The sequence below is a fragment of the Priestia sp. ABM2_011 genome, from assembly GCF_056158845.1.
Genome location: NZ_JBSWUB010000001.1, coordinates 3,250,615 through 3,273,652, shown reverse-complemented (window position 1 = coordinate 3,273,652; position 23,038 = coordinate 3,250,615). Strand labels below are relative to the sequence as shown.

Below are 23,038 nucleotides of genomic sequence, written 5' to 3'. Positions count from 1 at the left end.
ATTATTATGAAACAAGATAAAAGAACTAAAAAAATGGAAAAGAATCACTGATTTAGACCTTAAATAAAATAAGTCTTCTGTATAATTGACAAAATTTTCTGATTATGTCCGTTGAAAGTGAAAAAACCTTGTGATAGTCTGATCAAAAGATATAAAGATGGAAAAAAATTCTTTCATCTGTAGAAGGTCAAAAAACTTAATGAGGTCACTTTTAAACGAAAGAAGGAAGACGAGATGAATCCAAAAGCAGTGAAAAGAGAAAATCGTTATGCTAACTTAATTCCTATGCAAGAAATTAAATCCGTTGAACAGCAGCTTTACCCATTTGATATTTATAACAGTCTGCGTCAAGAAGCACCTATTCGTTACGATGAAAGCCGAAACTGCTGGGATGTATTTGATTATGAAACAGTAAAGTATATTTTAAAAAACCCGTCGCTTTTTTCATCCAAACGAGCAATGGAAGAACGCCAAGAAAGTATCTTAATGATGGATCCTCCAAAACACACAAAATTACGAAACTTAGTGAATAAAGCTTTTACACCAAGAGCTATTCAGCACTTGGAGGGTCATATTGAAGAGATTGCAGATTATTTATTAGATGAAGTAAGCAGCAAAAAAAAGTTTGATATAGTAGAAGATTTTGCTGGACCACTGCCGATTATTGTAATAGCTGAGCTGCTAGGAGTACCTATACAAGATCGAGCACTGTTTAAAAAGTACTCCGATGACTTAGTGAGCGGTGCTGAAAATAATTCAGACGAAGCTTTTGCGAAAATGATGCAAAAGCGTAATGAAGGGGTGCTTTTTTTACAAGGGTATTTTAAAGAAATTATCGCTGAGCGTCAGAGAAAGAAACAAGAAGATCTGATTTCGCTGCTTTTAGAAGCAGAAATTGACGGCGAACATTTAACAGAAGAGGAAGTACTAGGGTTTTGTATTCTATTGCTAGTAGCAGGCAATGAAACAACAACAAACTTAATTACGAACGGAGTCCGGTATATGACAGAAGACGTAGACATACAGAATGAAGTTCGTCAAGACATATCCCTAGTTCCGAATCTCGTGGAAGAAACGCTCCGCTATTATCCTCCTATTCAAGCGATTGGACGCATAGCCGCTGAAGATGTAGAACTTGGAGAGTGTAAAATTAAAAAAGGGCAGCAGGTAATTAGCTGGGCAGCAAGTGCAAATAGAGATTCAGCTAAGTTTGAATGGTCTAACACTTTTGTCGTGCGTCGTAAAACGAATCCTCACGTAAGCTTTGGTTTTGGCATCCATTTTTGCTTAGGAGCACCGTTAGCAAGAATGGAAGGGAAAATTGCCTTTGCTAAATTACTAGAAAAAGGGGAATTTTCCAAAGTTCAGAATCAGTCTTTAAAGCCAATAGATAGCCCTTTTGTTTTTGGGGTAAAAAAATATGAAATTACTTTTGACAACGCCTGAAAAGCGAGCGCAAATGATGCGCTTGCTTTTTAGCGTTCAGTCTTCCATTTTTGGTCCTCTGAAGGAGACGTATAGGTGTCCATTGAAGAGATAAGCTGTTCGGGAGTATCAGAAATATTGATGAGACGAATAGCAGAATCCGTAGAAAATCCTTCATCTACTGCATGCTGAACCATTTGCATAAGGGGGTTGTAGTAGCCGTTTACATTTAATAACCCCACTGGTTTTTTATGTATGCCAATTTGAGCCCAGCAAAGAGCTTCAAACAGCTCTTCAAATGTCCCGAAACCTCCAGGAAGGGCAATATAAGCATCTGCTAACTCGTGCATAGTTGCTTTTCGCTCGTGCATGCTCTCTACTTCGATGAGTTCTGTCAGCGCGGTATGAACAATTTCACCGCTAAACAAACCGCGGGGCATAATACCAATGACTTCGCCCCCATGTTCAAGCATTTCATTTGCGACTTCTCCCATCAGGCCCATTCGTGAGCCTCCGTAAATCAGCCGGTAGTTTTCTTGGGCCATGTAACGTCCTAGCGAGACGGCGGCCTCTTTATATTCTGTTTTTATTCCTGCGCTTGATCCTGCAAACACACAAATTGATTTCAATTTCTTCACTCCTTTGTTTCTTCTCTATATAAGTCTTTTCTGTTTATGAACAACAAAATCCTTCTTAATAATTTATGAATTTTCACAATGTCATCGCTTGATTATTCTAAAAACTTTGCTTATAATCAAAGCGAAACATCTGTTTGAAAGCGTTATCTATTTCTTTTCTTTTGATGAAAAAGAGAGTACGCATAGATCTACTTGTAAGATAAGTAGATAATATGAACTTATGGGAGATTGGACCGTTTTAAACGCTTCATTAGTAAGTATACGTACTTGCAGGATTAGGACAAGGGGGATATGGGGATATGATGAATAATTTAATACGCACATTAATGGTACAAACACCGACTGTACCAGGAAACTTAGGAAGAGTAGCAACAGCCATTGGAAATGTTGGAGGAGACATTGGCGAGGTTGAAACCGTTAAAGTAGGACATAACTACACAATGAGAAGTATTACGGTTCAAGTAGAAAGTGAAGACCAGCTTGAGGAATTGCTTGAAGCGGTTCGCAGTTTAGAAGGCATTACTTTACATACAGTATCAGATGAAGTTCTTCATGCGCATGAAGGCGGTAAAATTCAAATGAAAAGCAAAATGAAAATTGAGTCGATCGCTGACTTAAGAAGAGTATATACACCAGGTGTAGCAAACGTTTGCCGTGCTATTCAAGAACAGCCCGACAAAGCTAAAATTTATACGAGCATTGGAAACACGGTTGCGATTGTAACGGATGGTACCGCTATACTAGGACTAGGGAATATTGGTCCAGTTGCAGGAATGCCTGTTATGGAAGGAAAAGCTGCGTTATTTGATCAGCTTGCCAGTGTAAACGCTATCCCTATTTTGTTGAATGTAAATGAGCCGGAAGAAATCATTCAAACGGTTAAAAATATTTCACCAGGATTTGGCGGTATTTTACTAGAAGATATAGGGTCGCCTCACTGCTTTGAAATTGAAGAACGTTTAAAAGAAGAGCTAGATATTCCAGTTATGCATGATGATCAACACGGAACAGCAGTTGTGACGCTAGCAGCAGCTATCTCAGCTTGTCGCAGCACAGGTGTGAATTTGAAAGAAGCAAAAGTAGGGCAGATTGGTTTAGGAGCTGCTGGTATCGCTACTTGCAGAATGTTCATGGCTTACGGTGTCAAACAGGTGATAGGAGCTGATAAGTCTCCTGAAGCGAATGAGCGCTTGGTCAGCTACGGTGGAAAAGTAGCGGATTCATTAGAAGAGCTTATGGAGAACTGTGATATTGTTATTGCGACAACAGGTGTACCTGGCTTAATACAGAAAGAATGGATTCGAAAAGGGCAAATCATTTTAGCACTTTCTAATCCAAAACCAGAAATTGAACCTGAAGATGCTCTTGAAGCAGGAGCTATTTATGCTACTGACGGAAGGTCAGTGAATAATGTGCTTGGATTCCCAGGTATTTTCAGAGGAGTATTAAATGCGGGAGTGCGTGATATTACGCATACGATGCTTGTAGCTGCAGCTGAAGCCATTGCAAATTCAACGCGTCCAGGCGATTTAGTTCCTCACCCTCTTAATCTAGCTGTACACGAAGCAGTATCTGAAGCAGTTGAAAGAGCGGCTGTTGCACACGGAGAGAAAGACGGCGTTTATCGATAACAAACAAGGCTGCCTCGAAATAGGCAGCCTTGTTTGTTTTTTATCAAAAAATAATAAGAAAATAGTAAACGATGAAACTTTTTTCCTTTTTTAACGTAATATAGTAATAGAAATAGTAAAAAAGGTAGAGAAAGGAGTTTTTATGGAGTTTGAACATTTAAAGGGCAAATTGCCCCTCGAGGCTAAAAAAGCGATGCGCTGGCAATCCATTTTTACGCATAGCCTGTGGCTTCTGGCAACAGCGGGTTATTTTCTACTCGTTCATTTTTTTGATTGGTGGTCAATTATTGGATGGATATCAGCTGGACTATTAGTCGTGAGCTTTATCATATATACAATTATAGCTCCAAATGTATATATGAATGTATATTCATATGAAGTAACAGATACTCAAATTGATGTGCAAAGAGGGCTCTTCATCTGGTATCATACGAAAATTCCCCTTGTGAAAGTACAGCACGTTGAAACGTTGACAGGGCCGATTTTTCGAAAATTTGACTTGGCATCTGTTAAAATCATCACAGCAGCTGGAAGCGTCGAAATTCCTGCACTCGTACAAAGAGATGCTGAAGCACTGCGAGAGTATATTGCTAGACTAGCAGAGGTAGATGATGAAGATGAGTAAGCGGCTGCATCCGCTATATATTGCAATAGCATTTATTGAACATATAAAAAATAATATCCTGCCTTTTGTGTTTGTATTTATCGTCAATCGGCACCTGTTGTTTACATATTGGTGGGCAACGCTATTAGCGGGAGGCGTAGTCGCTTTATTTGCTTTTTTTACCTGGAGGGAATTTCGTTATGAAGTAACGGAAACGGAAGTGCGTCTGTATAAAGGGATTTTTAAAAAAGAAAAACGATTTATTCAACGAAATCGCATTCAATCGATTCAGTTAGATCAGCCGTTTGTCTTTAGAATTCTTCGCTTAGCCCGGCTTCGTATTGACACGGCCAGCAGCGGTACGGATGCTGAAATTGATTTATCTGGTATTTCACTAAAAGAAGCGCACCATCTTAAAGATACGTTAAAGCTGTCAGGGAGTCAGCCGGAAATAACAGAAAAAAGTCCTGAACGTATGATGAAAGTGTCGGTGAAACAGCTGGCGTTAGCTGCTGCGTTTTCCGGGAATTTTGGCTATATATTTGCTGCTCTTGGTTTTCTCTATCAGTATATTGATACGTATATCAACCGCTGGGTGAAGACAGCTTACGAAGAAGTGATTCATCAATCGATGCTTGGTTTATTTGTATTAGTCGCTGCAATTGTGGTGCTTGCTTATTTGTTGTCTATCGTTTTATATGTGATACGATTTGGCGGTTTTACAGTGGAACGCTACGATCATTATCTACATATTAAATACGGACTATTAAATAAGAAATCCCTTACGATTCCTTTTCATAAAATACAGGCTGTTACGATAGAGGAAGGGTTGGTTCGACGCTTATTTGGATGGTCTTCCGTTTCGTTAAATGTCGTAACCTCTGATTTAAAAGAAAAGGTCTATTTACACCCGTTTATCCAGCAAAAAGAGATTTCATCGTTAATGAACGTATATGTCCCGCACTACGAATATATAAAGTGTCCAAGAAATACAGCTATTCAATATGCATGGTACCCATTACTATTACCGCTCTTGTTATTTGTAGCGGCAGGGATTGGCATCAGCTTTTGGAAATCAATGTTCGTGTGGGTTATTGCTGTGCTGTGCCTTGCATATGTACTTATTCACTGGTTGGGCTATCGCCAAGGCGGCTTAATGATGAACGAGGTATTTGTCGCTATTCGCTCACAGTTTTTAACACGAAAAACAACGATTATTAGAAGGAAGAAAGTGGAGCAAATTGAGGTGTTTGCAGGCACCTTTTTATGGAAGAAAAGATACAGGAAAATAAAAATTTCAACTATGGGTACAAGCGGCAGCTATAAATCGGGATATTTTCCATTTGAAATTTGGCATCCTATCTTTCTGCAAGCTACTTCTTCTAAAAAGGCATGAAGAACATCATTGTTCTTCATGCCTTTTGACGTTATCTATTCATTAACTTTTTTCCTTGCTCGTAATAGCTATTCATCACGTCAGCGGGCACCATACTGCCTCCAGTTGACCATACAAGGTGAGTAGCTTTTGACATATCGTTTTCTAGTGCTTGCGCTTGTATATAGGAAGACCCGCTTTCCATCAGGTGAAGAGGCCCTTGTAAACCAGCCGCTGCTGAAGGTTCTATATACATATTTTCACGATTGGCTAGCTCATAAATAAATCGGAAAAGCTGATCATCTTCTACAGTATAAATTCCGCTAATAAGCGATTTTATCGTTTCGCCTACAAAGCTAGATGGCCTTCCTACAGCTAGTCCATCGGCAGCTGTTATGTTATCAAGTCCAATATCGGTAACGGAAATGCCATCATGCAGCTCGGTCATTAATCCGAGCAGCATGCAAGGAGAGTGAGTAGGTTCAGCAAAAAAGCAGTGAACATGATCACCGTATATTGCTTTTAATCCAAACGTAATACCGCCAGGACCTCCGCCTACTCCGCAAGGTAAATAGACAAATAAAGGATGTTCAGCGTCTACTTGAATTTGCAGCTCGGCTAGCTGCTTTTCCAAGCGTAAGGCAGCGACGGAATAACCAAGAAATAAATCTCTAGACTGCTCATCGTCAATAAAATGACAGGCGGGGTCTGCTTCGGCTTGCTTTCGTCCTTCTTCCACGGCTTTTCCGTAGTCAGACTGATATTCAATAACGGTTACGCCTTTCGAACGAAGCAAATCTTTTTTCCATTTCTTCGCATCGGCTGACATATGGACGGTGACGTTAAAGCCGAGAGCGGCGCTTATAATACCAATGCTTAAACCTAAATTACCGGTAGATCCTACTGCAATAGAATAAGAAGAAAATAACTTTTTACATCGTTCTTCAGCTAGAAGAGCATAGCTGTCTTCTTCGGTAAGCAGCCCTTCTTTGATAGCAAGACTTTCAGCAAATTTTAATACTTCATAAATGCCGCCTCTTGCTTTAATAGAACCTGATATAGGAAGATCGTGATCGCATTTCATCAATAATTTTCCTTGCAGCTCGTTATTCATTTGTTGATTTAAATAGTCTTTCATGTATGCAATTTCTTGAAGAGGTGATTCAATGATTCCTTTTGATGCTTTTAGCTCCGGAAAAGCGATTTGAAGAAAAGAAGAAAAGCGAGAAAGTCGCTCTTTTGCATCTTTTATATCTTTGGTATGTAAAGAAAGAGACGAAAGTGCTTCTTGAGCAGGTTTTAAATAAGGATTTATCCAAAGTATTTCCTGTTTATTGATTAAAGGTGTTAATAAAGGATATTCACGCATCCATGTAGCAAGGGGTTTTTGGTGAAATAAATGTATCGTCATAAAGGCTCCTTTCTCAATATGTTATTTCCTTTATATGTATAGTATCAAGAATAGAAGAAGTTGAAAACGAAAATATCAAAAAGCAGAAAGCGCATTTTAACTGCCTCTTGTATACTAATAAAGATAACTTATACAACTGCATAGAAAAAAGGAGAGGAATTTATGGCATTTTCAGGCGATGATAGCAGATGTCCTATCTGCGAAGAGAAAAATAACTGTGCTTCTGTACAAGGCAGAGAAATAGAAAAGTGTTGGTGCATGCAGAAAGTTTTTACTCCTGATTTGTTTAAACAAATTCCTTTGGAAAGCAGAGGGAAAGCGTGTGTATGCGTCAAATGCGTTGCGAGACAGAAGGAAGAAGGTGGGGATTAACGTGAAAAAAGGAATTATTTCATACGGTGAGGCATTTATTGATTTTATCGCTAAAAATGAATCTAACACTGACTTTGACCCTTTTTTAGGAGGCACAACCGTTAATGTAGCAGTTGGAGTTCAGAAGTTAGGAGCAAAAGCATCTTATATCTGCAAGTTAGGGAGTGATGAAACAAGTGATTTTGTAAGAAAGAAGCTTTTAATTGAAGGAGTAAACCAAAGCGGCTGTGTAACTTCGGTGACGAAAAAAGTTTGTGAAGTGTATGTACATAAAAGTAAAGAAGGAGATCGTTACTTTCATTCCTACATAGATTCTACCCCTCATGAGCAAGTGTATAAATATGAGCTGCAGGAAGCTCTATTTGAGAAGGCAGCGATTTTTTATTTTGGATCAGGCACTTTGTTTCATCCGATTTCCCAGGAAACTACAAGAGAAGCTGTGAGGCTCGCAAAAAAATATCTTATGCTGGTAGCTTTTGATCCGAATATTCGAATGAAAAGATGGGAAAGTGAAGCAGCATGTAGAAATATTGTAACATCGTTTTTGTACGAAACAGATATTTTGAAAATCTCTCAAGATGAGCTCCTATTTTTGATGAATTCAACAGATTTGGCAGAAAGCCTAGAAAAACTGAGAGCGTATCATATTCCGTTCGTATGGGTCACTCAAGGAGAAAAGGGCGCAGTAGCCGTTACTGCAAATCAAATGCTTCATGTGAGTGCAAAGAAAGTACAGGCGATAGATACAACAGGAGCGGGTGATGCATTTATGGCAGGAATTCTCTGGTGTATTCATGAAAAAGGTTTGCCTGAAAGTGAGGAGTCATGTAAGCAGTACACAATGTTTGCCAACGCGTTAGGTGGAGCAGTTTCGGCGAGATACGGAGGAATGATTTCGCTTAAAGCAAAAGATGTATCTAATATAAAAGCAGGTAGCTGATAGCTACCTGCTTTTGAGCATTTATTATTTAAAAAATGACAGTATAATCATAAGGGCAAAAATAATCGTAAGATGGTTCAATGAGAACACAAACATTAAAGTAGCCCATTTTGTATCTTCTAATTTTTTAAATCCAACAATTCCAAGAAGCATCCACACGAGTGTTAAACCGAACATTGTAAATGCGATAATTTTACTAAACGATAAAAATAAGAACGATGCCGCTAGTAAAATAACTAGGTATACAAGCGTTTGGACTTTGGAACGACGGATACCTTTTACTACAGGAAGCATTGGTACACCTGCGGCTTTATATTCCTCAAGTCTTCTAATCGCAATAGCGTAGAAGTGAGGAGGCTGCCATAAAAACATAAATACAAACAATCCAATTGCTACCGGATGAAATAAGTCTGGTGAAATAGCGGCCCAGCCAATGATTGGAGGCATAGCTCCAGAAATACTTCCGACTTCGGTATTATAAATGGTTGTACGTTTTGTAAGCATAGTATAAGGCACTACATAAAAGAAAAATCCTAAAATACCCATAATGGCGGCCATGTTAGAAACTAAAAATAAAATACCTACACCAATAACAAATAAAGCCAGTCCTAACCATAGAGCAAATTTAGGGTTGACCGCTCCTGTTACCGTCGGTCTGTCTTTTGTACGTTTCATGATTGCATCGATATCACGGTCATAGAAGTTATTAACTGCCCCAGCTCCTCCTACGACAAAGGATGTCCCAATTAAAGCCAAAATAATGATAGGAATTTGTGTCACAAAGCTTAAGTCATTAACAGCAATTGCGAGACAAAGCCCAGCAACCATTCCTAGTGAGTTCGATTTAATAATCCCAGTTTTTATAATAGCACTGATTACTTCCCGGGAAAAATACTGATTGATAGGAAGTGATTCCTTTGTGATAACTTCGGTATTTTTCACAGCAATTCTCCTTTTTGAGCTTATTCTTACATGAATAAACCTAATCTTTATTAATCAACTAAACTATTTTAACAAAAAAATATCGTAATTACATCAAGGTTGCTCGTAAAATTTGTTAACATTCCTTGAACTTTTTTAAAAAACAAAGAAAAATGTCGAATTTCCGACTGAAAATAAGTACATCCTTTATTATAAGATAAAAATGGAATGCTTAAAAACGAAAATTTTGACTATCTGGTGAACTTTTGACGAGCAAGAAACTCGAACTTAATCGTACCATATTTATTGGTAATTGCAATCACATAGTATGTGATGAAAGAAAAGATGTGGTACATTAAAGAAAGAACTAATAAGTTTATTTACTATGTCTTATTCACAAGGAGGATATATGATGCCAGATAAATATGCTAGCTTCTCTGAACTTGCCTCTTATGAAGTATACAACCAAGACTACAAAATTCAATTTGAAATCAGACCTTCTAACATTATTATGCTCGCGATACACGGCGGAGGTATCGAAACTGGAACATCCGAACTTGCTGTTGGCCTAGCGGGCAACGAATACTCGTACTATATATTTGAAGGGTTAAAGAAATCAGGAAATGCCGATCTTCATATCACATCCACTCATTTTGATGAACCTCATGCGTTAACGATTATATCAAAAGAAGACTATGCAGTATCTTTTCATGGATACAACGACAAAAGTGAAAAGCATACTAAAATCGGCGGTGCTGACAAAGCGTTAAGGTCCAAAGTACATGAAGCGCTTGTTTCTAAAGGCTTTAGTACAGAAATTTTATCAGATCAAGATCCTGTTTCCGGTACCAGCCCTAGAAATATAACCAATAAAACAGCTAGGCGGATGGGTGTGCAAATTGAGATAAGTAAAGCGCAAAGAGAAGCTTTTTTTTCAACTAACACGAGAAATGAACGTAAAAATTCGAAAACCCAGGAATTTTTTGAGTATATATCAGCTATTAGAAGTGCATTTCCTCTTAGATAAATCAGATACGTTTAGTATTTATTAAACAGGTTAGATTTATTACGGACATGTTTGTGGTATACATATAGTAACTACATAAACTGGAGGAGATAATCATGAAAAAGTTTGACCAAGAAGATACCCTAGAACGACTTAAAGCCTCTTATCGATATTTAAAAAGCATAGACATACCAGAAATCAGCACATTAGATGATCAAAAACGAGCGGAAGCTGTGCAGTTAATCGAAGAGATTGGTCTTAAAATATCAGAAATGCGCGTAAAAGTAGAGTGAGTAAAAAGAGAAAGAAGGACATCTGTCCTTCTTTCTCTTTTTCGACAACTATAAACAGGAGATTGGCCATGAATGAACAATATTATGACGCTTTATTAAATATAAAAACAACGGGAGAACAAAAGGGATTTAATGATTCATTTCATTACCATCGTTATGAACCCACGCCTTATAGTGCATTAGAAGCACTTTTCAGTCAGTATGAGCTAACAAGCAGCGATAGAATTGTCGACTTCGGGTGTGGGAAAGGAAGGCTGAATTTTTATGTGAACTACCTATGTAATGCCACCGCTGTAGGGATAGAAATGAATGAGCACTTCTATGAGCAGGCCATAGATAATCAGAGGCGCTATTTAAAAAAAGCCAAGGGCCGAAAAAGTCATATTTATTTTCAGTGTTGTTTAGCCCAGGAATATAAGATTCACCCACTAGACAACTGCTTTTATTTTTTTAATCCTTTTTCAGTTCAAATTTTTATCCAAGTAGTGAACAATATTTTGCTTTCGTGGGAAGAGAATAAGCGCGAGATTGATTTAATTTTGTATTATAGTTCAGAGGATTATCTTCATCATCTCGAAAAACACCCTTCTTTCATTTTAAAAGAAGAGGTAATGCTGCCAGAGTTGAATCGTAAAAATCCATATGAACGGTTTTTGATTTATAAAGTAGCTTATTAAGACGACTTATTTACTATTTCATAAAGGTGTATCGTCGCTCGTTCTATTTAACAAATCAGCAGGGGCTAGAAAAAGACCTGCTGATTTTATTTATAACTTTTTAGAAATTAAAGCATAACACTTTATTATGTAAGCGCTTTCTGTTATAATGAAACTAGGTTGGATAGCATGCGTGGCTATCGGTGTACTCAGCGCAGGCGGGGCTAGTACAGAAAGAGAAGGCTACATACAAGTTAATAAACATTTAGTCGATAGAAATAAGAAGTCTCAAAAACAAATTTATTAATTTGTATGCTAAATCGTAAATTAACAGAAACGGCATTTATGATAAGGTTTTAGAGAAAAGAACCCAGCATATACTGTATAAGCAATTTTTTTACTCTAAAAAAGGGTGAAGAAATTGCTTATTTATTTTTAAATAAGTGCACAGCTGTTCAGATTTGTTTTGAGATATCTAGCGTTAGTGTATAATAGTAAAAAGTACGAAAAGTTGACATTGTTAATTGATTAAAGGGGATTTAAAAATGAGTGAACTAAAAATAGATGATGTAGCGAAGCAAAGCGGTTTAACAAAACGTACGATTCGTTATTATGAACAAATTGGACTGATGCCAGCACCTCCAAGAAGTGAAGGTGGATTTCGTCTGTACACGGAAGAACACGTAGAATTCTTAAAGAAAATTACGAATGCCAAAGAAGTCATGGGTTTTTCACTTCAAGAATTACAGGAATTTCTTGCTTTAAGTGATACTCTTGAAATACAAAAGATGGATTATAGGCAAGTGAAAGGAACAAGTCAACAAAAAGAAAAGTTAGAGCAAGTGTTACATACGGTAGAAGAGCAGCTCAAGCTGATTGAACAGAAAAAGAAAAACATCTTAAAAGTAGAGTCTGACCTTCTGTCACTGAGAGATCGTGCTAAGGCTGCAATTGTAAAATTCGAGCAGGAAGAATCATAAAAAGCAGGCGCATTCACCAGAAGAGTGCGTCTGCTTTTATGTGTTTTATAGGGAATTTATTTATGATTGTGAAGAGTTTTCTTCTAGCTGTACCCCTAAAAGAAGTAGAATAGCCTGTATCCCGTCGGCTTTTCCGCTGTGAAAGCTTCTTGTTTCAGCATCCAAAGCTTCATTTACAGATTCCATCATATTTGATTCGTATAAGTCTAAAATCAATTGTTTTCCTTCCGGACTCAAATGCAGCTGCCCGCGTTCCTTCATTTTAAACTTCAACTTCTTCAACTCCCTTTCCCATAATACTATCAGTATACAAAATTAATAACATTTACGTAAACGTTAATTTTTGTATGTGGACAGAAGAACGTATTAAGTATAGGTACTAAGTGAGGGGAGAGATACTGGTTATCCTTTGCTTGTTTTAATGTTTGTCAGCTTATAGCCGCAAGCTGAACATATATAGATAACGTTTTGATTGGACTGAGCAGTTAAAACGGTAGCGAGCTCTTTTTGAGAATGACAGTTAGGACAAATAACAACAGGGGATTTCATGTGATTTTCTCCTTTTCTTTTTTATAGTCGAATTTTATTTTATGTAAAGTTTAATCAAATATCCTTCGTGCTATCAAAAACGACGGAAGATATGTAAAAAGCATTCTCGCTCAAAAGAAACGGGAATGCTTAAGGTAAGTTTAAAATCCGTCCTGGCTTGCTGTAAATGGAATGTTAAGTCTTCTTTCTACATTGCGTAAGCGCTGATTTAATCTGTTTATACGGTCAGTATGTCGCTCCACAATTCGATTTAAACGAGTAATTTCTCTGACTTGCTCCTCATTTTGTCTCTCAAGAGCACGAATTCTTCGTTCAAATCCTCCAAGATTTTGAAGCTGCTGTCTTTCATCGTATTCTTCATGCTGTGGTACGTAAGGGGGATAGTATTGTTGAACTGAGTAATCAACTTGCTGAGGAATATATCCAGGGTTGAAATAATAAGGGTTCATTAGGGCACCGCTCCTTTTAAATAGTAACTTCAAATCAAACACGATATAACGTATGCGAAGATAAGAAAAATGCTATAGGCACATACCTAAAGACATTCTGTATTTTAAAAAAGGAAAGTATTTTTAAGAGGAAAAAGGAGATAGCAAACCCTTTCTTGAATATGCAAAATAGAAAAGCTTCTTTTTTAGACACTTTATTTAAGAAAGAGGGAAAGTGACCGATGGCTCAAGGGAAACAAAAACCAGCACCTAAAATAGAAGAATCAAAAGCTCCGCCTGCAAAGAAACAAAAGCCGAAGAGCCGCAGCACCAAAAAAGCTCCGCCTCCTACATCGCCCTGGGTAAAAGCTGCTTCCATTTTATCTAACATTGATTTCATTCGTTTGTTTCGCGTGCTGTTTCTTGCTTTGGCGGTTGGTTTTATTGTGTATCAATATATTTTACTTACAAAAGGGGTCTTCATCAAAACATACGTAGACCTTTGGCATCATCACAAAATGATCTTGCTAGCTGGAGCTGCATTTATTATCTATACTTCTTTCATCTTTTACCTTGGCTACCGCACCGCTAAAAAGCGCTAGAACGATTATAAACGGCGAATATCATCCATTCTTTAAGCAAACCTTATATGTATATCAGCATAGAGGGGGGAAGAAACGTGGACAAGCAGCGAGCAAAACAAATTGCTGATTCACCCGTTATGGCTAACGTTACGTATAACGATACGGCCGTTTATATTCAACATGTAAGCGAAGAAAATGATACGGCAAGAATTTATCCGCTAGGTCAGCCGGAAAATGAACAAAATGTTGCGGTGAGTCAATTAGTAGAGAATTAAGGTGGATAAATAGAGCTACTAGTTCAGTTAAATAAAAGGAAGAGAGCAGATACACAGCTCTCTTCCTTTTATTTATTCTTCCCATTTCTTACTGTTAATCTTCTCAATAATCCCGTGCAAATCACCAGGCTTATGAAACTCAATCGGAGACGCGCCTTTTTCAAACAGAATCGATTCCGCTTCAATTAACGCCACGTAGCGTCCGTTCACTTTCGCTAAGTGAATATTCTCCCCAAAATCAGCTAACAGTCCTTTAATCTCGGTTTCGCCAAGCTTCATTTTTAGCTCGGCATCAGGCGTATGCTCGACGATATGAGCAGCGGCTTCCATGACTTGATGGGTATCCAAACGTTCTTGAAGCTCACGCTTTTCGCTTGTTGCCCACAGTTCCATGTCTGATTCAAACTGTTCAAGCTCTACGCTTTCTGCTTCAAGCGTTTCGCTGACGTGTTCACGCACCATATCCATCACTTGTGTTTTCATAATCTCAGGCATGGGCTCGTTGTAATCAATGAATTTCAAAAAGTCTTCAAAATAACGGGCGTGAGACGCTTGGTGGATAACGAGTTCGCTTTCTTCCACCATGCCTTCTTCAGGCATGTATGGGTATTGAATGGATTTCATGTTTTTAGTAGTAATCGCCATTTCTACGTGACGAATAAGGGTTGATTCATCTGAAATTGAAGCCACTTTTGGTTCGAAGTCACATTTTAAAATAAACACAAAAGCATGATCAAAATATTTTCTTGGAACAGCAGATACCACTAAAAATGCTCCTCCTCGAACGGCTGCAGTATCAAGGTACGCATTGATAAACTGTTCGCTGTTTTCTTCAAATTCTTCTTTGGTTGTGGCAAAACGAGTGCGGTGAAATAAATTATAATTAGGGTTTGAGTCGAGAGCGTGTCCCGGTTCAACTATAAAATACCCGAGCTTTGTAGGCACTTGTTCTGCTTTGGGGTGTCGCTCTACTTTGCGCTTTACAATTTTTTTAAATTCACCGTCTAAAAAATCTTTAATGGAACTTTCTTCATATTCTTCCGTATCAAGCGTTTGAAAATGCTTATATTGTTTAGAGGCCTGTTCTTCTTTTCCTTCTACTTGTATTACGTAAAATGATAAAAAATTAATTTTAAAATCCATAGCAGTCACCTTGTTTCTTTTTAGTCAGTTACTTCAGTATAAGAAAGAGTCTGGTAAGCGTCAATGCCTGTTAGCTTTAGGGGAAAAAGATCTATTTATACAATTGATCAGCTGAGGAATAGTGTGTAAAGCAAAGAATAGGAGAGGCAGGGGGCCTCTCTTATTTATACTGTTCCAAACGTTCAAAAAAGGTTTTGACAAACTTATAAAAAATTTTATCAGAAGGTGCTAAATCACGATTTCTAGGAATAATCATTCCGACTGTCCGCTGAAGCTGCGGCGTATGAATAGGAAGTTTAGTCGTAAAACGAGGAGTCGTTTCAGACACTGTACTTTCAGGAAGAAGCGTCACGCCAATTCCTGCAGATACAAGACCTTTAATCGCATCTAAATCTTCTCCTTCAGATGAAATATTGGGCATGAATCCTGCTTGTTTGCAAGCGTCAAAGGCCATTTTATGTAAAATGAATCCTTTTGGAAATAGCACAAAATCTTCATTTCTTAAATCCCGCAGCCGAATGTTATCCCGTTCAGCGAGCGGGTGATGAGAAGGAACAAGGGCTAAAAGATTTTCAGTGAATAGAATATGCCCTTCAATACTCTGATCTTCTACAGGTACAGGGCCTAAAAAAGCGATATTGATATCTCTTTTTTTAACCGATTCAATTAAAAATTTGTACGAACCTTGTCTAAGATGAAAAGCAACATTTGGGTGTTCTTCTTTAAAGGCTGATATAATAGTAGGAAGAAGGTGACTAGCAAGACTTGTTGGAAATCCGATTTTAATCGTTCCTCTTTCGGGATCCAAGTATTCATCAATTTGTTCTTTCGCATAGTCAATAGCTTTCATAGCCGTCTCCGTATGCTCAAGAAAGACTTTTCCTATTGCTGTTAACTTGACATTTCTTCCTTCACGTTTGAATAAACTAACACCTAGCTCAGATTCCAGGTTCGCAATTTGACGGCTGATTGCTGATTGAGCTACATGCAGATATTCTGCCGCCTCAGATACGTGTTCTCTTTTTGCAACTTCCATAAAATAGCGTAATTGACGCAGTTCCATAAGCATCCTCCATCTATATATATCAAAATTAGATTGGTTTTATCTAAATTATATATTGTTTATATTGATTTGAAAACTTACAATGTAAACAGGTGATCTTAAAAAGATAAAGAAAACGAACGGGGGAGAAGAAGATGACATACAATCAAATGCCAAAAGCTCAAGGTCTCTACCGTCCTGAATTTGAGCACGATGCATGTGGAATCGGACTATACGCTCAATTGAAAGGCGTAGCGTCACATGATATCGTTAAAAAAGGACTAAACATGCTTTGCCAGCTTGACCATCGAGGCGGACAGGGAAGTGATCCGCTAACAGGAGATGGAGCTGGATTAATGGTACAAATTCCACACGCGTTCTTTAAAAAGACATGCGTTGAACTGAACTTGCCAGAAAACGGTCGTTATGGAGTTGGAATGATCTTTTTCTCAAATAATGAAGACGAGCGTCGAGAAATTGAAGCTTATATTAATAAATTAATTGAAGAAGAGGGACAAACGTTATTAGGTTGGAGAACTGTGCCTGTAAATGTCGGAAAAATCGGAAAAGTTGCAAAAGAAAGCTGTCCATACGTACGACAAGTATTTATTGGGGCAAATGACAGTATTCAAGATGACTTAGCGTTTGAGCGCAAGCTATATGTTATTCGTAAGCAAGCGGAAAATTGGGCGCAGGCACGTCAAAACCGTTTTTATTTTACAAGTCTTTCAAGCAGAACAATTGTGTACAAAGGGTTGTTAACACCTGAACAAGTGGATGCTTTTTATCTTGACCTACAAGATGAAGACTTTACTTCAGCGTTTGCTTTAGTGCATTCTCGCTTTAGCACAAACACGTTCCCAAGCTGGGAAAGAGCACATCCAAACCGTTATTTAATTCACAACGGTGAAATCAATACGCTTCGCGGTAATCAAAACTGGATGAGAGCGCGTGAACAGCAGTTTGTTTCGGACGCATTTGGTAAGGATTTGCCGAAGGTTCTTCCAATTTTAGATGCTGAAGGAAGCGACTCATCCATGTTAGATAATGCGCTAGAGTTCTTTGTATTGGCCGGCCGCAAGCCAGCCCATGCAGCGATGATGCTTATTCCAGAGCCTTGGTCTGAGAATCCGCACATGTCAAAAGAAAAACGTGCTTTCTATGAGTATCATAGCGCATTAATGGAGCCATGGGATGGTCCGACTGCTATTTCGTTTACGGATGGAAAGCAAATCGGTGCTATTTTAGACCGTAACGGTTTACGTCCAGCTCGCTATTATGTTACAAAAGATGATTACATCATACTTTCATCAGAAGTAGGCGTCATTGATGTTGAAGATGAAAATGTGTTATATAAAGATCGTTTAAGCCCAGGTAAAATGCTTCTAATCGATTTAGAAGAAGGCCGAATTATTTCAGATGAAGAAATTAAATCTGAAATGGCACAGGCTGAGCCTTATCAAGAATGGTTAGATGAACAGCTGGTAACGTTGCCAGAAGTGCAGGAAGAAAAATCTGAATACTTCGATGATTTGGTCATTCGCCAGAAGTCATTTGGCTACACGTATGAAGATATTCATAAATATTTAGTTCCAGTTATTACAGAAGGAAAAGATCCGCTTGGTTCAATGGGTAATGATACTCCATTAGCCGTGTTGTCTGATCGTCCTCAATCGCTGTTCAATTACTTTAAGCAGCTGTTTGCTCAAGTAACGAACCCACCGATTGACGCTATTCGTGAACAGTTGGTTACATCAACAATGACGTTGCTTGGTGCAGAAGGGAATTTACTGCATCCAACCAAAGAAAACATTCATCGAATTCAGCTTGAGACGCCGGTTTTAACAAACAATCAAACTCATCAGCTGAAGTCTGCCATTCATCCAGATTTCAAAAGTGCTGTTATTTCTGCGGTGTTCACAAATGATTTAAAAGAAGATCTTGATCGCGTATTTGCTGAAGCTGAAGCGGCAATTAACGCAGGCGCTAGCATTCTTGTTCTGACAGACCGTGAAGCGGGAGCTCACTCTGTAGCCATTCCAGCTTTATTAGCGGTCAGTGGGCTGCACCAGCACCTAGTGCGAAAAGGAAACCGTACAAAGGCGAGCATTGTAGTGGAAACAGGAGAAGCGCGCGAAGTGCACCATTTTGCAGCACTGATTGGTTACGGAGCAGACGCAATTAATCCATATCTTACTTTTGCAACATATCAAAATGAAATTAACGCAGGTACGTTGAACGTATCGTATGACTATGCTGTTGAGAAATATGTAAAAGCCGTTACTGAAGGTGTTGTAAAAGTAATGTCTAAAATGGGCATTTCAACGGTGCAAAGTTATCGGGGCGCACAAATTTTTGAAGCAGTTGGAATCAGTGCAGAGGTTATCGAGCAATATTTTACAGGTACTGCCTCGCAACTTGGCGGTATCGGTTTAGATGTTATTGCAAAAGAAGCGAAAACGCGTCACGACAATGCTTATGTTGAAACAATTGAGCAAACGTTAGAGTCAGGAAGCGACTTCCAGTGGAGACACACGGGCGAGCATCATGCGTTTAATCCAAAAACAATTCACACGCTGCAGTGGGCTTGCCGTAAGGGAGATTACAGCTTATTTAAAAAATTCTCTGAATCGGCTAATGAAGAACGCATCGGTTTCTTGCGCAACCTATTCTCGTTTAATGGAACGCGTTCATCTATCTCCATTGATGAAGTGGAATCAGTTGATTCGATTGTAAAACGTTTTAAATCAGGTGCTATGTCGTTTGGATCTTTAAGTCAAGAAGCTCATGAAACATTAGCGATTGCGATGAACCGTTTAGGCGCACGCAGTAACAGTGGAGAAGGTGGCGAGCACCCTAGCCGCTACACTGTGGATGAAAATGGAGATAATCGCCGCAGTGCGATTAAACAGATTGCTTCTGGCCGTTTTGGAGTGAAAAGTCATTACCTTGTGAATGCGGATGAGCTTCAAATTAAAATGGCACAAGGTGCAAAACCCGGAGAAGGCGGTCAGCTTCCAGGAAACAAAGTATATCCATGGGTAGCAGATGTGCGTGGATCAACGCCAGGAGTAGGCTTAATTTCACCTCCTCCACACCACGATATTTACTCGATTGAAGATTTAGCACAGCTTATTCATGACTTAAAAAATATAAACCGTGATGCACGAATCAGCGTCAAACTCGTTTCAAAAGCAGGAGTAGGAACGATTGCTGCCGGAGTAGCAAAAGGAGTAGCGGACGTTATCGTTATTAGCGGCTACGACGGAGGTACGGGAGCATCTCCAAAAACAAGTATTAAACATACGGGACTACCGTGGGAACTGGGCTTAGCGGAAGCTCATCAAACGCTTATGTTAAACGGTCTTCGCGAAAAGGTAGTGCTTGAAACAGACGGGAAATTAATGACGGGTAAAGATGTAGTCATGGCAGCACTTTTAGGAGCAGAAGAGTTTGGTTTTGCTACGGCGCCTTTAATTGTTTTAGGCTGTATCATGATGCGTGCGTGTCACTTAGATACATGTCCAGTTGGAGTGGCGACGCAAAACCCAGAGCTTCGTAAAAAGTTCCTAGGAGAAGCGGATCACATCGTTAACTATATGAAATTTGTTGCACAAGAAGTACGCGAAATTATGGCTGAACTTGGATTTAAAACAGTAGATGAAATGGTTGGACGTACAGACGTATTAAGCGTTAGCGAACGTGCAAAAAATCACTGGAAGGCGCAGCACTTAGACTTAACAACTCTTTTATATCAAGCTGAAGGTGTACGTACTTTTAAAACACCTCAAAACCATAAAATTGACGAATCTCTTGATATGCAAAAAATCTTGCCAGCGGTACAGCAAGCAATCGAGCATAAGTATCAAGTCGAGTTAGAACTGCCAATTTCTAATATTAACCGTGTAGCTGGAACAATTGTAGGAAGTGAAGTTACAAAACGTTACGGTGAGAAAGGTCTGCCAGAAGATACGATTACTCTTCGATTCACTGGCTCTGCAGGACAAAGTTTTGGTGCATTTGTTCCAAAAGGAATGTCTATGTATCTAACTGGAGATGCAAATGATTATATCGGAAAAGGGTTATCAGGAGGTAAAATCATCGTTGCTCCACCTAAGGAAACAACAGCTGTGTCAGGTGAAAATGTTATCGTCGGGAACGTGGCATTTTACGGTGCAACAAGCGGTGAAGCTTATGTTAGCGGGCTAGCAGGAGAACGTTTTGCGGTTCGTAACAGCGGTGTGAACGTAGTGGTTGAAGGAATTGGCGATCATGGCTGTGAATATATGACTGGCGGACGCGTTGTCGTATTAGGTGATGTAGGTAAAAACTTCGGTGCGGGAATGTCTGGCGGTATTGCTTACGTATTTGCTGATGATCAAGAAGCATTCAAAAACCTTTGTAATAAAGACATGATTGGGTTTGAGAGCTTAAAAGGCGAAGAAGCAGAAGAAGTAAAAGAGATGATTGCAAATCACCTAAAATATACTGACAGTCATAAAGCAGCATTTGTATTAGAAAATTGGGAAGAATCGCTTTCGAAATTTGTAAAAGTGATTCCGAATGATTATAAACGCATGATGAATCGCATTGAAGAGCAAAAAGCAGCTGGGTTAACGGAAGAAGAAGCAGCTATGAGTGCGTTTGAGGAAAATGCAAAACAAGAAAAGAAAGCATCGGCAAAACAACAAGAAGCGGTAGCTCAGTAAGAAAGGGGAGAGTACGATGGGAAAACCAACAGGATTTATGGAAATCAAACGTGAAAAAGGGAAGGAACGTGACCCGTTAAAACGTTTAGGTGATTGGAAAGAGTATGCTGCTCCTTTATCTGATGAAGCGCTAAGCCGTCAAGGAGCACGATGTATGGATTGTGGCACACCTTTTTGCCACATGGGAATGGATATTAATGCTTTTACTTCTGGATGTCCAATCTATAACTTAATTCCAGAGTGGAATGATTTAGTTTATAAAGGACGCTGGAAAGAAGCTTTAGAGCGTTTAATGAAAACGAACAACTTCCCGGAGTTTACAGGACGCGTTTGTCCTGCTCCGTGTGAAGGTTCCTGTACGCTTGCTATTTCAGATCCAGCGGTTTCGATCAAGAATATCGAACGCGCTATTATTGATAAAGGCTTTGAGAATGGGTGGATTACTCCGCGTATTCCGGAGAAAAGAACAGGCAAAAAAATTGCTGTTATTGGCTCTGGGCCAGCAGGCTTAGCGAGCGCAGATCAGCTGAATCAAGCGGGTCATTCAGTAACGGTATATGAAAGAGCAGATCGTGCCGGTGGTTTATTAACATATGGAATTCCGAATATGAAGCTAGATAAAGAAGTAGTGGAAAGACGTGTTCGCTTATTGACACAAGAAGGTATTGATTTTGTAACGAATACGGAAGTTGGAAAAGACATTACTGCTGAAGAGTTAAAAGAACAATATGATGCTGTCATTTTGTGTACAGGAGCTCAGAAGCAAAGAGATCTAGTATTAGAAGGCCGTGAAGCAAAAGGAGTTCACTTTGCAATGGACTACTTAACAACTTCAACAAAAAGCCTTTTAGATTCTAACTTCAAAGATGGTCAATTTATTGATGCTGAAGGAAAAGACGTTATTGTTATTGGAGGCGGAGACACGGGAGCTGACTGTGTAGCTACTGCTCTTCGTCAAAAATGCCGCAGCGTTGTTCAGTTTGGTAAACATCCTCAGCTTCCTGCTGAGCGTACGGCAGATAATATGTGGCCTGAATATCCACATGTATTTAATCTTGAATATGCTTATGAAGAAGCACAGGCGAAATTTGGGGACGATCCACGTGAATATTCAATTCAAACGAAAAAAATCGTGGCAGATGAGCAAGGTAATCTAAAAGAACTTCATACGGTTCAAATGGAAAAAGTAAAAGGTGAAAATGGACAGTACATCTTTACCGAAATTCCAGGAACAGAAAAAGTATGGCCAGCTCAGCTTGTCTTTATTGCGATTGGGTTTGAAGGTCCAGAGCATCCGGTTCTATCAGCGTTTGGTGTTGAAACGAAAAATCGTCGCGTAGATGCAGCGTATGGAAATTACAAAACAAATGTTGAAGGTGTTTTTGCTGCTGGTGATGCTCGTCGTGGGCAAAGTTTAATCGTATGGGCTATTCATGAAGGTCGTGAAGTAGCTAAACAAGTTGATAGCCATCTAATGGGAGCAACTGTATTACCATAACAAAAAACCGTCACAATTGTGGCGGTTTTTTGTTTATCTAGGATTTGGCACTTCATTTCCTCTACGTAAATTTTCAAATGAAACGGTTAAAATCGTGTTAGTAATTCGAACTTGTGAAACAGGGGAAACGCTGTATAAGTTAAAAAGTTCAAATGTCCAGGGATCACGTTTTTTCAGCTGTCGCGCGGCTTTTTCGACGCGTTCGTTAATAGATCCGCTGTAATTGTTATAGTTATCATCAACAAATCTTACAATGGAACGAAATAAGTATTCTGTTAGTTTGCTATCCATCCCACCTCGTTGAGCATCTCTGTAGATGGACTGATACTGGCGTTTTAAAATTTTCATCACTCTGTCTACATCGCGTGTAGATCTAACTTCTTCTTCTTCATGCAGGATATAAGAAAATAAGTCTTCATTGTATCTATAAGGTTCTAAATAATTTTCATTCGTAGTAGGAACCACTGGATGGTAGTAGCGCGGCATATAGGGGTAAACCCATTGACTGTACATGAGACATTCACACCTTCCTCGTTCATTTTCCATTAGTTTATGCAC

23 protein-coding genes are annotated in these 23,038 nt (G+C 38.9%); 14 read left to right on the top strand and 9 right to left on the bottom strand.

The genetic code is table 11. The features are described from left to right. The first annotated feature begins 234 nt into the window (after window positions 1–234). Window positions 235–1,446: a cytochrome P450 gene (locus ACXAE4_RS17605; protein ID WP_154988925.1), complete on the top strand. Its 1,212-nt coding sequence runs from the start codon at window positions 235–237 to the stop codon at window positions 1,444–1,446. A gap of 29 nt (window positions 1,447–1,475) precedes the next feature. Here ACXAE4_RS17605 and ACXAE4_RS17600 read toward each other — a convergent pair whose 3' ends face one another. Continuing rightward, on the bottom strand, window positions 1,476–2,054 hold the full coding sequence (locus ACXAE4_RS17600; RefSeq protein ID WP_028413576.1) for an LOG family protein: 579 nt from the start codon (window positions 2,052–2,054) through the stop codon (window positions 1,476–1,478). Between the two features lie 308 nt (window positions 2,055–2,362). Between ACXAE4_RS17600 and ACXAE4_RS17595 the strand changes: the two genes are divergently transcribed. The 3 genes from ACXAE4_RS17595 to ACXAE4_RS17585 all read left to right on the top strand — a co-directional run bounded on the left by ACXAE4_RS17595 (window position 2,363) and on the right by ACXAE4_RS17585 (window position 5,694). Further along, on the top strand, window positions 2,363–3,694 hold the full coding sequence (locus ACXAE4_RS17595; RefSeq protein WP_034265658.1) for an NAD-dependent malic enzyme: 1,332 nt from the start codon (window positions 2,363–2,365) through the stop codon (window positions 3,692–3,694). A 142-nt stretch (window positions 3,695–3,836) separates the two neighbouring features. After that, window positions 3,837–4,319 (top strand): PH domain-containing protein, encoded by a 483-nt coding sequence (locus tag ACXAE4_RS17590; RefSeq protein WP_013056785.1) that lies wholly within the window; start codon window positions 3,837–3,839, stop codon window positions 4,317–4,319. After that, window positions 4,312–5,694, top strand: a complete 1,383-nt coding sequence (locus tag ACXAE4_RS17585; RefSeq protein ID WP_261765736.1) for a PH domain-containing protein — start codon at window positions 4,312–4,314, stop codon at window positions 5,692–5,694. The genes ACXAE4_RS17590 and ACXAE4_RS17585 overlap by 8 nt, the downstream gene beginning before the upstream one ends. Before the next feature lie 31 nt (window positions 5,695–5,725). Here the strand turns inward: ACXAE4_RS17585 and ACXAE4_RS17580 are convergent, their stop codons facing one another. Next, window positions 5,726–7,084, bottom strand: coding sequence for a D-serine ammonia-lyase (locus ACXAE4_RS17580; protein ID WP_154988919.1), 1,359 nt, complete (start codon window positions 7,082–7,084; stop codon window positions 5,726–5,728). 162 nt (window positions 7,085–7,246) lie between these two features. On the opposite strand from ACXAE4_RS17580, the gene ACXAE4_RS17575 reads away from it, so the two are divergent. Both ACXAE4_RS17575 and ACXAE4_RS17570 read left to right on the top strand, forming a co-directional pair. Beyond that, window positions 7,247–7,456 (top strand): cysteine-rich CWC family protein, encoded by a 210-nt coding sequence (locus tag ACXAE4_RS17575; protein ID WP_028413572.1) that lies wholly within the window; start codon window positions 7,247–7,249, stop codon window positions 7,454–7,456. A 1-nt stretch (window position 7,457) separates the two neighbouring features. Next, on the top strand, window positions 7,458–8,396 hold the full coding sequence (locus ACXAE4_RS17570) for a carbohydrate kinase family protein (protein ID WP_028413571.1): 939 nt from the start codon (window positions 7,458–7,460) through the stop codon (window positions 8,394–8,396). 24 nt (window positions 8,397–8,420) lie between these two features. Here ACXAE4_RS17570 and cyoE read toward each other — a convergent pair whose 3' ends face one another. Next, window positions 8,421–9,338, bottom strand: a complete 918-nt coding sequence (gene cyoE / locus ACXAE4_RS17565) for a heme o synthase (RefSeq protein WP_013056789.1) — start codon at window positions 9,336–9,338, stop codon at window positions 8,421–8,423. Between the two features lie 391 nt (window positions 9,339–9,729). Here cyoE and ACXAE4_RS17560 point away from each other — a divergent pair, with 391 nt between their 5' ends. The 4 genes from ACXAE4_RS17560 (at window position 9,730) to ACXAE4_RS17545 (ending at window position 12,252) form a co-directional block, all read left to right on the top strand. Beyond that, window positions 9,730–10,344, top strand: a complete 615-nt coding sequence (locus ACXAE4_RS17560; RefSeq protein ID WP_228123050.1) for a poly-gamma-glutamate hydrolase family protein — start codon at window positions 9,730–9,732, stop codon at window positions 10,342–10,344. Window positions 10,345–10,439: 95 nt separating this feature from the next. Next, a complete protein-coding gene (locus tag ACXAE4_RS17555; RefSeq protein WP_165573411.1) occupies window positions 10,440–10,616 on the top strand; it encodes a hypothetical protein in 177 nt (58 codons plus the stop codon). A gap of 68 nt (window positions 10,617–10,684) precedes the next feature. Further along, window positions 10,685–11,293 carry a methyltransferase gene (locus ACXAE4_RS17550; RefSeq protein ID WP_028413569.1) on the top strand — a complete coding sequence of 203 codons (609 nt, stop codon included), beginning with the start codon at window positions 10,685–10,687 and terminating at the stop codon, window positions 11,291–11,293. A gap of 524 nt (window positions 11,294–11,817) precedes the next feature. Beyond that, on the top strand, window positions 11,818–12,252 hold the full coding sequence (locus ACXAE4_RS17545; protein WP_033578828.1) for a MerR family transcriptional regulator: 435 nt from the start codon (window positions 11,818–11,820) through the stop codon (window positions 12,250–12,252). Window positions 12,253–12,312: 60 nt separating this feature from the next. On the opposite strand, the gene ACXAE4_RS17540 is transcribed toward ACXAE4_RS17545, so the two are convergent. From ACXAE4_RS17540 to ACXAE4_RS17530, 3 genes are all read right to left on the bottom strand, one after another. Then, window positions 12,313–12,525, bottom strand: a complete 213-nt coding sequence (locus ACXAE4_RS17540) for a hypothetical protein (RefSeq protein WP_028413567.1) — start codon at window positions 12,523–12,525, stop codon at window positions 12,313–12,315. Window positions 12,526–12,654: 129 nt separating this feature from the next. Next, window positions 12,655–12,801, bottom strand: coding sequence for a hypothetical protein (locus tag ACXAE4_RS17535; RefSeq protein WP_098626789.1), 147 nt, complete (start codon window positions 12,799–12,801; stop codon window positions 12,655–12,657). A gap of 140 nt (window positions 12,802–12,941) precedes the next feature. After that, on the bottom strand, window positions 12,942–13,250 hold the full coding sequence (locus tag ACXAE4_RS17530) for a hypothetical protein (RefSeq protein WP_028413566.1): 309 nt from the start codon (window positions 13,248–13,250) through the stop codon (window positions 12,942–12,944). Window positions 13,251–13,471: 221 nt separating this feature from the next. Here ACXAE4_RS17530 and ACXAE4_RS17525 point away from each other — a divergent pair, with 221 nt between their 5' ends. Both ACXAE4_RS17525 and ACXAE4_RS17520 read left to right on the top strand, forming a co-directional pair. Next, a complete protein-coding gene (locus ACXAE4_RS17525; protein ID WP_028413565.1) occupies window positions 13,472–13,831 on the top strand; it encodes a hypothetical protein in 360 nt (119 codons plus the stop codon). A 77-nt stretch (window positions 13,832–13,908) separates the two neighbouring features. Next, window positions 13,909–14,088 carry a small acid-soluble spore protein H gene (locus ACXAE4_RS17520; RefSeq protein WP_028413564.1) on the top strand — a complete coding sequence of 60 codons (180 nt, stop codon included), beginning with the start codon at window positions 13,909–13,911 and terminating at the stop codon, window positions 14,086–14,088. Between the two features lie 72 nt (window positions 14,089–14,160). Here the strand turns inward: ACXAE4_RS17520 and ACXAE4_RS17515 are convergent, their stop codons facing one another. Continuing rightward, window positions 14,161–15,231: a DUF3900 domain-containing protein gene (locus ACXAE4_RS17515; protein ID WP_028413563.1), complete on the bottom strand. Its 1,071-nt coding sequence runs from the start codon at window positions 15,229–15,231 to the stop codon at window positions 14,161–14,163. Between the two features lie 160 nt (window positions 15,232–15,391). Beyond that, window positions 15,392–16,294, bottom strand: a complete 903-nt coding sequence (gltC, locus tag ACXAE4_RS17510) for a glutamate biosynthesis transcriptional regulator GltC (protein WP_013056801.1) — start codon at window positions 16,292–16,294, stop codon at window positions 15,392–15,394. Between the two features lie 134 nt (window positions 16,295–16,428). On the opposite strand from gltC, the gene gltB reads away from it, so the two are divergent. Beyond that, window positions 16,429–20,982, top strand: coding sequence for a glutamate synthase large subunit (gltB, locus tag ACXAE4_RS17505; RefSeq protein ID WP_028413562.1), 4,554 nt, complete (start codon window positions 16,429–16,431; stop codon window positions 20,980–20,982). Window positions 20,983–20,998: 16 nt separating this feature from the next. Continuing rightward, entirely contained in the window at window positions 20,999–22,480 is a 1,482-nt protein-coding gene (gltD, locus tag ACXAE4_RS17500; protein ID WP_013082931.1) for a glutamate synthase small subunit, read from the top strand. 33 nt (window positions 22,481–22,513) lie between these two features. Here the strand turns inward: gltD and ACXAE4_RS17495 are convergent, their stop codons facing one another. Next, window positions 22,514–22,993 carry a hypothetical protein gene (locus ACXAE4_RS17495; RefSeq protein WP_028413561.1) on the bottom strand — a complete coding sequence of 160 codons (480 nt, stop codon included), beginning with the start codon at window positions 22,991–22,993 and terminating at the stop codon, window positions 22,514–22,516. Between the last annotated feature and the right edge of the window lie 45 nt (window positions 22,994–23,038).

Coding starts and splice junctions, on each gene's coding strand:
- ACXAE4_RS17585 (WP_261765736.1), top strand. CDS start 4,312: ATGAGTAAGCGGCTGCATCCGCTATATATTGCAATAGCATTTATTGAA.
- gltC (WP_013056801.1), bottom strand. CDS start 16,294: ATGGAACTGCGTCAATTACGCTATTTTATGGAAGTTGCAAAAAGAGAA.
- gltB (WP_028413562.1), top strand. CDS start 16,429: ATGACATACAATCAAATGCCAAAAGCTCAAGGTCTCTACCGTCCTGAA.
- ACXAE4_RS17530 (WP_028413566.1), bottom strand. CDS start 13,250: ATGAACCCTTATTATTTCAACCCTGGATATATTCCTCAGCAAGTTGAT.
- ACXAE4_RS17595 (WP_034265658.1), top strand. CDS start 2,363: ATGATGAATAATTTAATACGCACATTAATGGTACAAACACCGACTGTA.
- ACXAE4_RS17525 (WP_028413565.1), top strand. CDS start 13,472: ATGGCTCAAGGGAAACAAAAACCAGCACCTAAAATAGAAGAATCAAAA.
- ACXAE4_RS17560 (WP_228123050.1), top strand. CDS start 9,730: ATGCCAGATAAATATGCTAGCTTCTCTGAACTTGCCTCTTATGAAGTA.
- ACXAE4_RS17590 (WP_013056785.1), top strand. CDS start 3,837: ATGGAGTTTGAACATTTAAAGGGCAAATTGCCCCTCGAGGCTAAAAAA.
- ACXAE4_RS17575 (WP_028413572.1), top strand. CDS start 7,247: ATGGCATTTTCAGGCGATGATAGCAGATGTCCTATCTGCGAAGAGAAA.
- ACXAE4_RS17535 (WP_098626789.1), bottom strand. CDS start 12,801: ATGAAATCCCCTGTTGTTATTTGTCCTAACTGTCATTCTCAAAAAGAG.
- gltD (WP_013082931.1), top strand. CDS start 20,999: ATGGGAAAACCAACAGGATTTATGGAAATCAAACGTGAAAAAGGGAAG.
- ACXAE4_RS17555 (WP_165573411.1), top strand. CDS start 10,440: ATGAAAAAGTTTGACCAAGAAGATACCCTAGAACGACTTAAAGCCTCT.
- ACXAE4_RS17545 (WP_033578828.1), top strand. CDS start 11,818: ATGAGTGAACTAAAAATAGATGATGTAGCGAAGCAAAGCGGTTTAACA.
- ACXAE4_RS17580 (WP_154988919.1), bottom strand. CDS start 7,084: ATGACGATACATTTATTTCACCAAAAACCCCTTGCTACATGGATGCGT.
- ACXAE4_RS17605 (WP_154988925.1), top strand. CDS start 235: ATGAATCCAAAAGCAGTGAAAAGAGAAAATCGTTATGCTAACTTAATT.
- ACXAE4_RS17550 (WP_028413569.1), top strand. CDS start 10,685: ATGAATGAACAATATTATGACGCTTTATTAAATATAAAAACAACGGGA.
- ACXAE4_RS17495 (WP_028413561.1), bottom strand. CDS start 22,993: ATGTACAGTCAATGGGTTTACCCCTATATGCCGCGCTACTACCATCCA.
- ACXAE4_RS17515 (WP_028413563.1), bottom strand. CDS start 15,231: ATGGATTTTAAAATTAATTTTTTATCATTTTACGTAATACAAGTAGAA.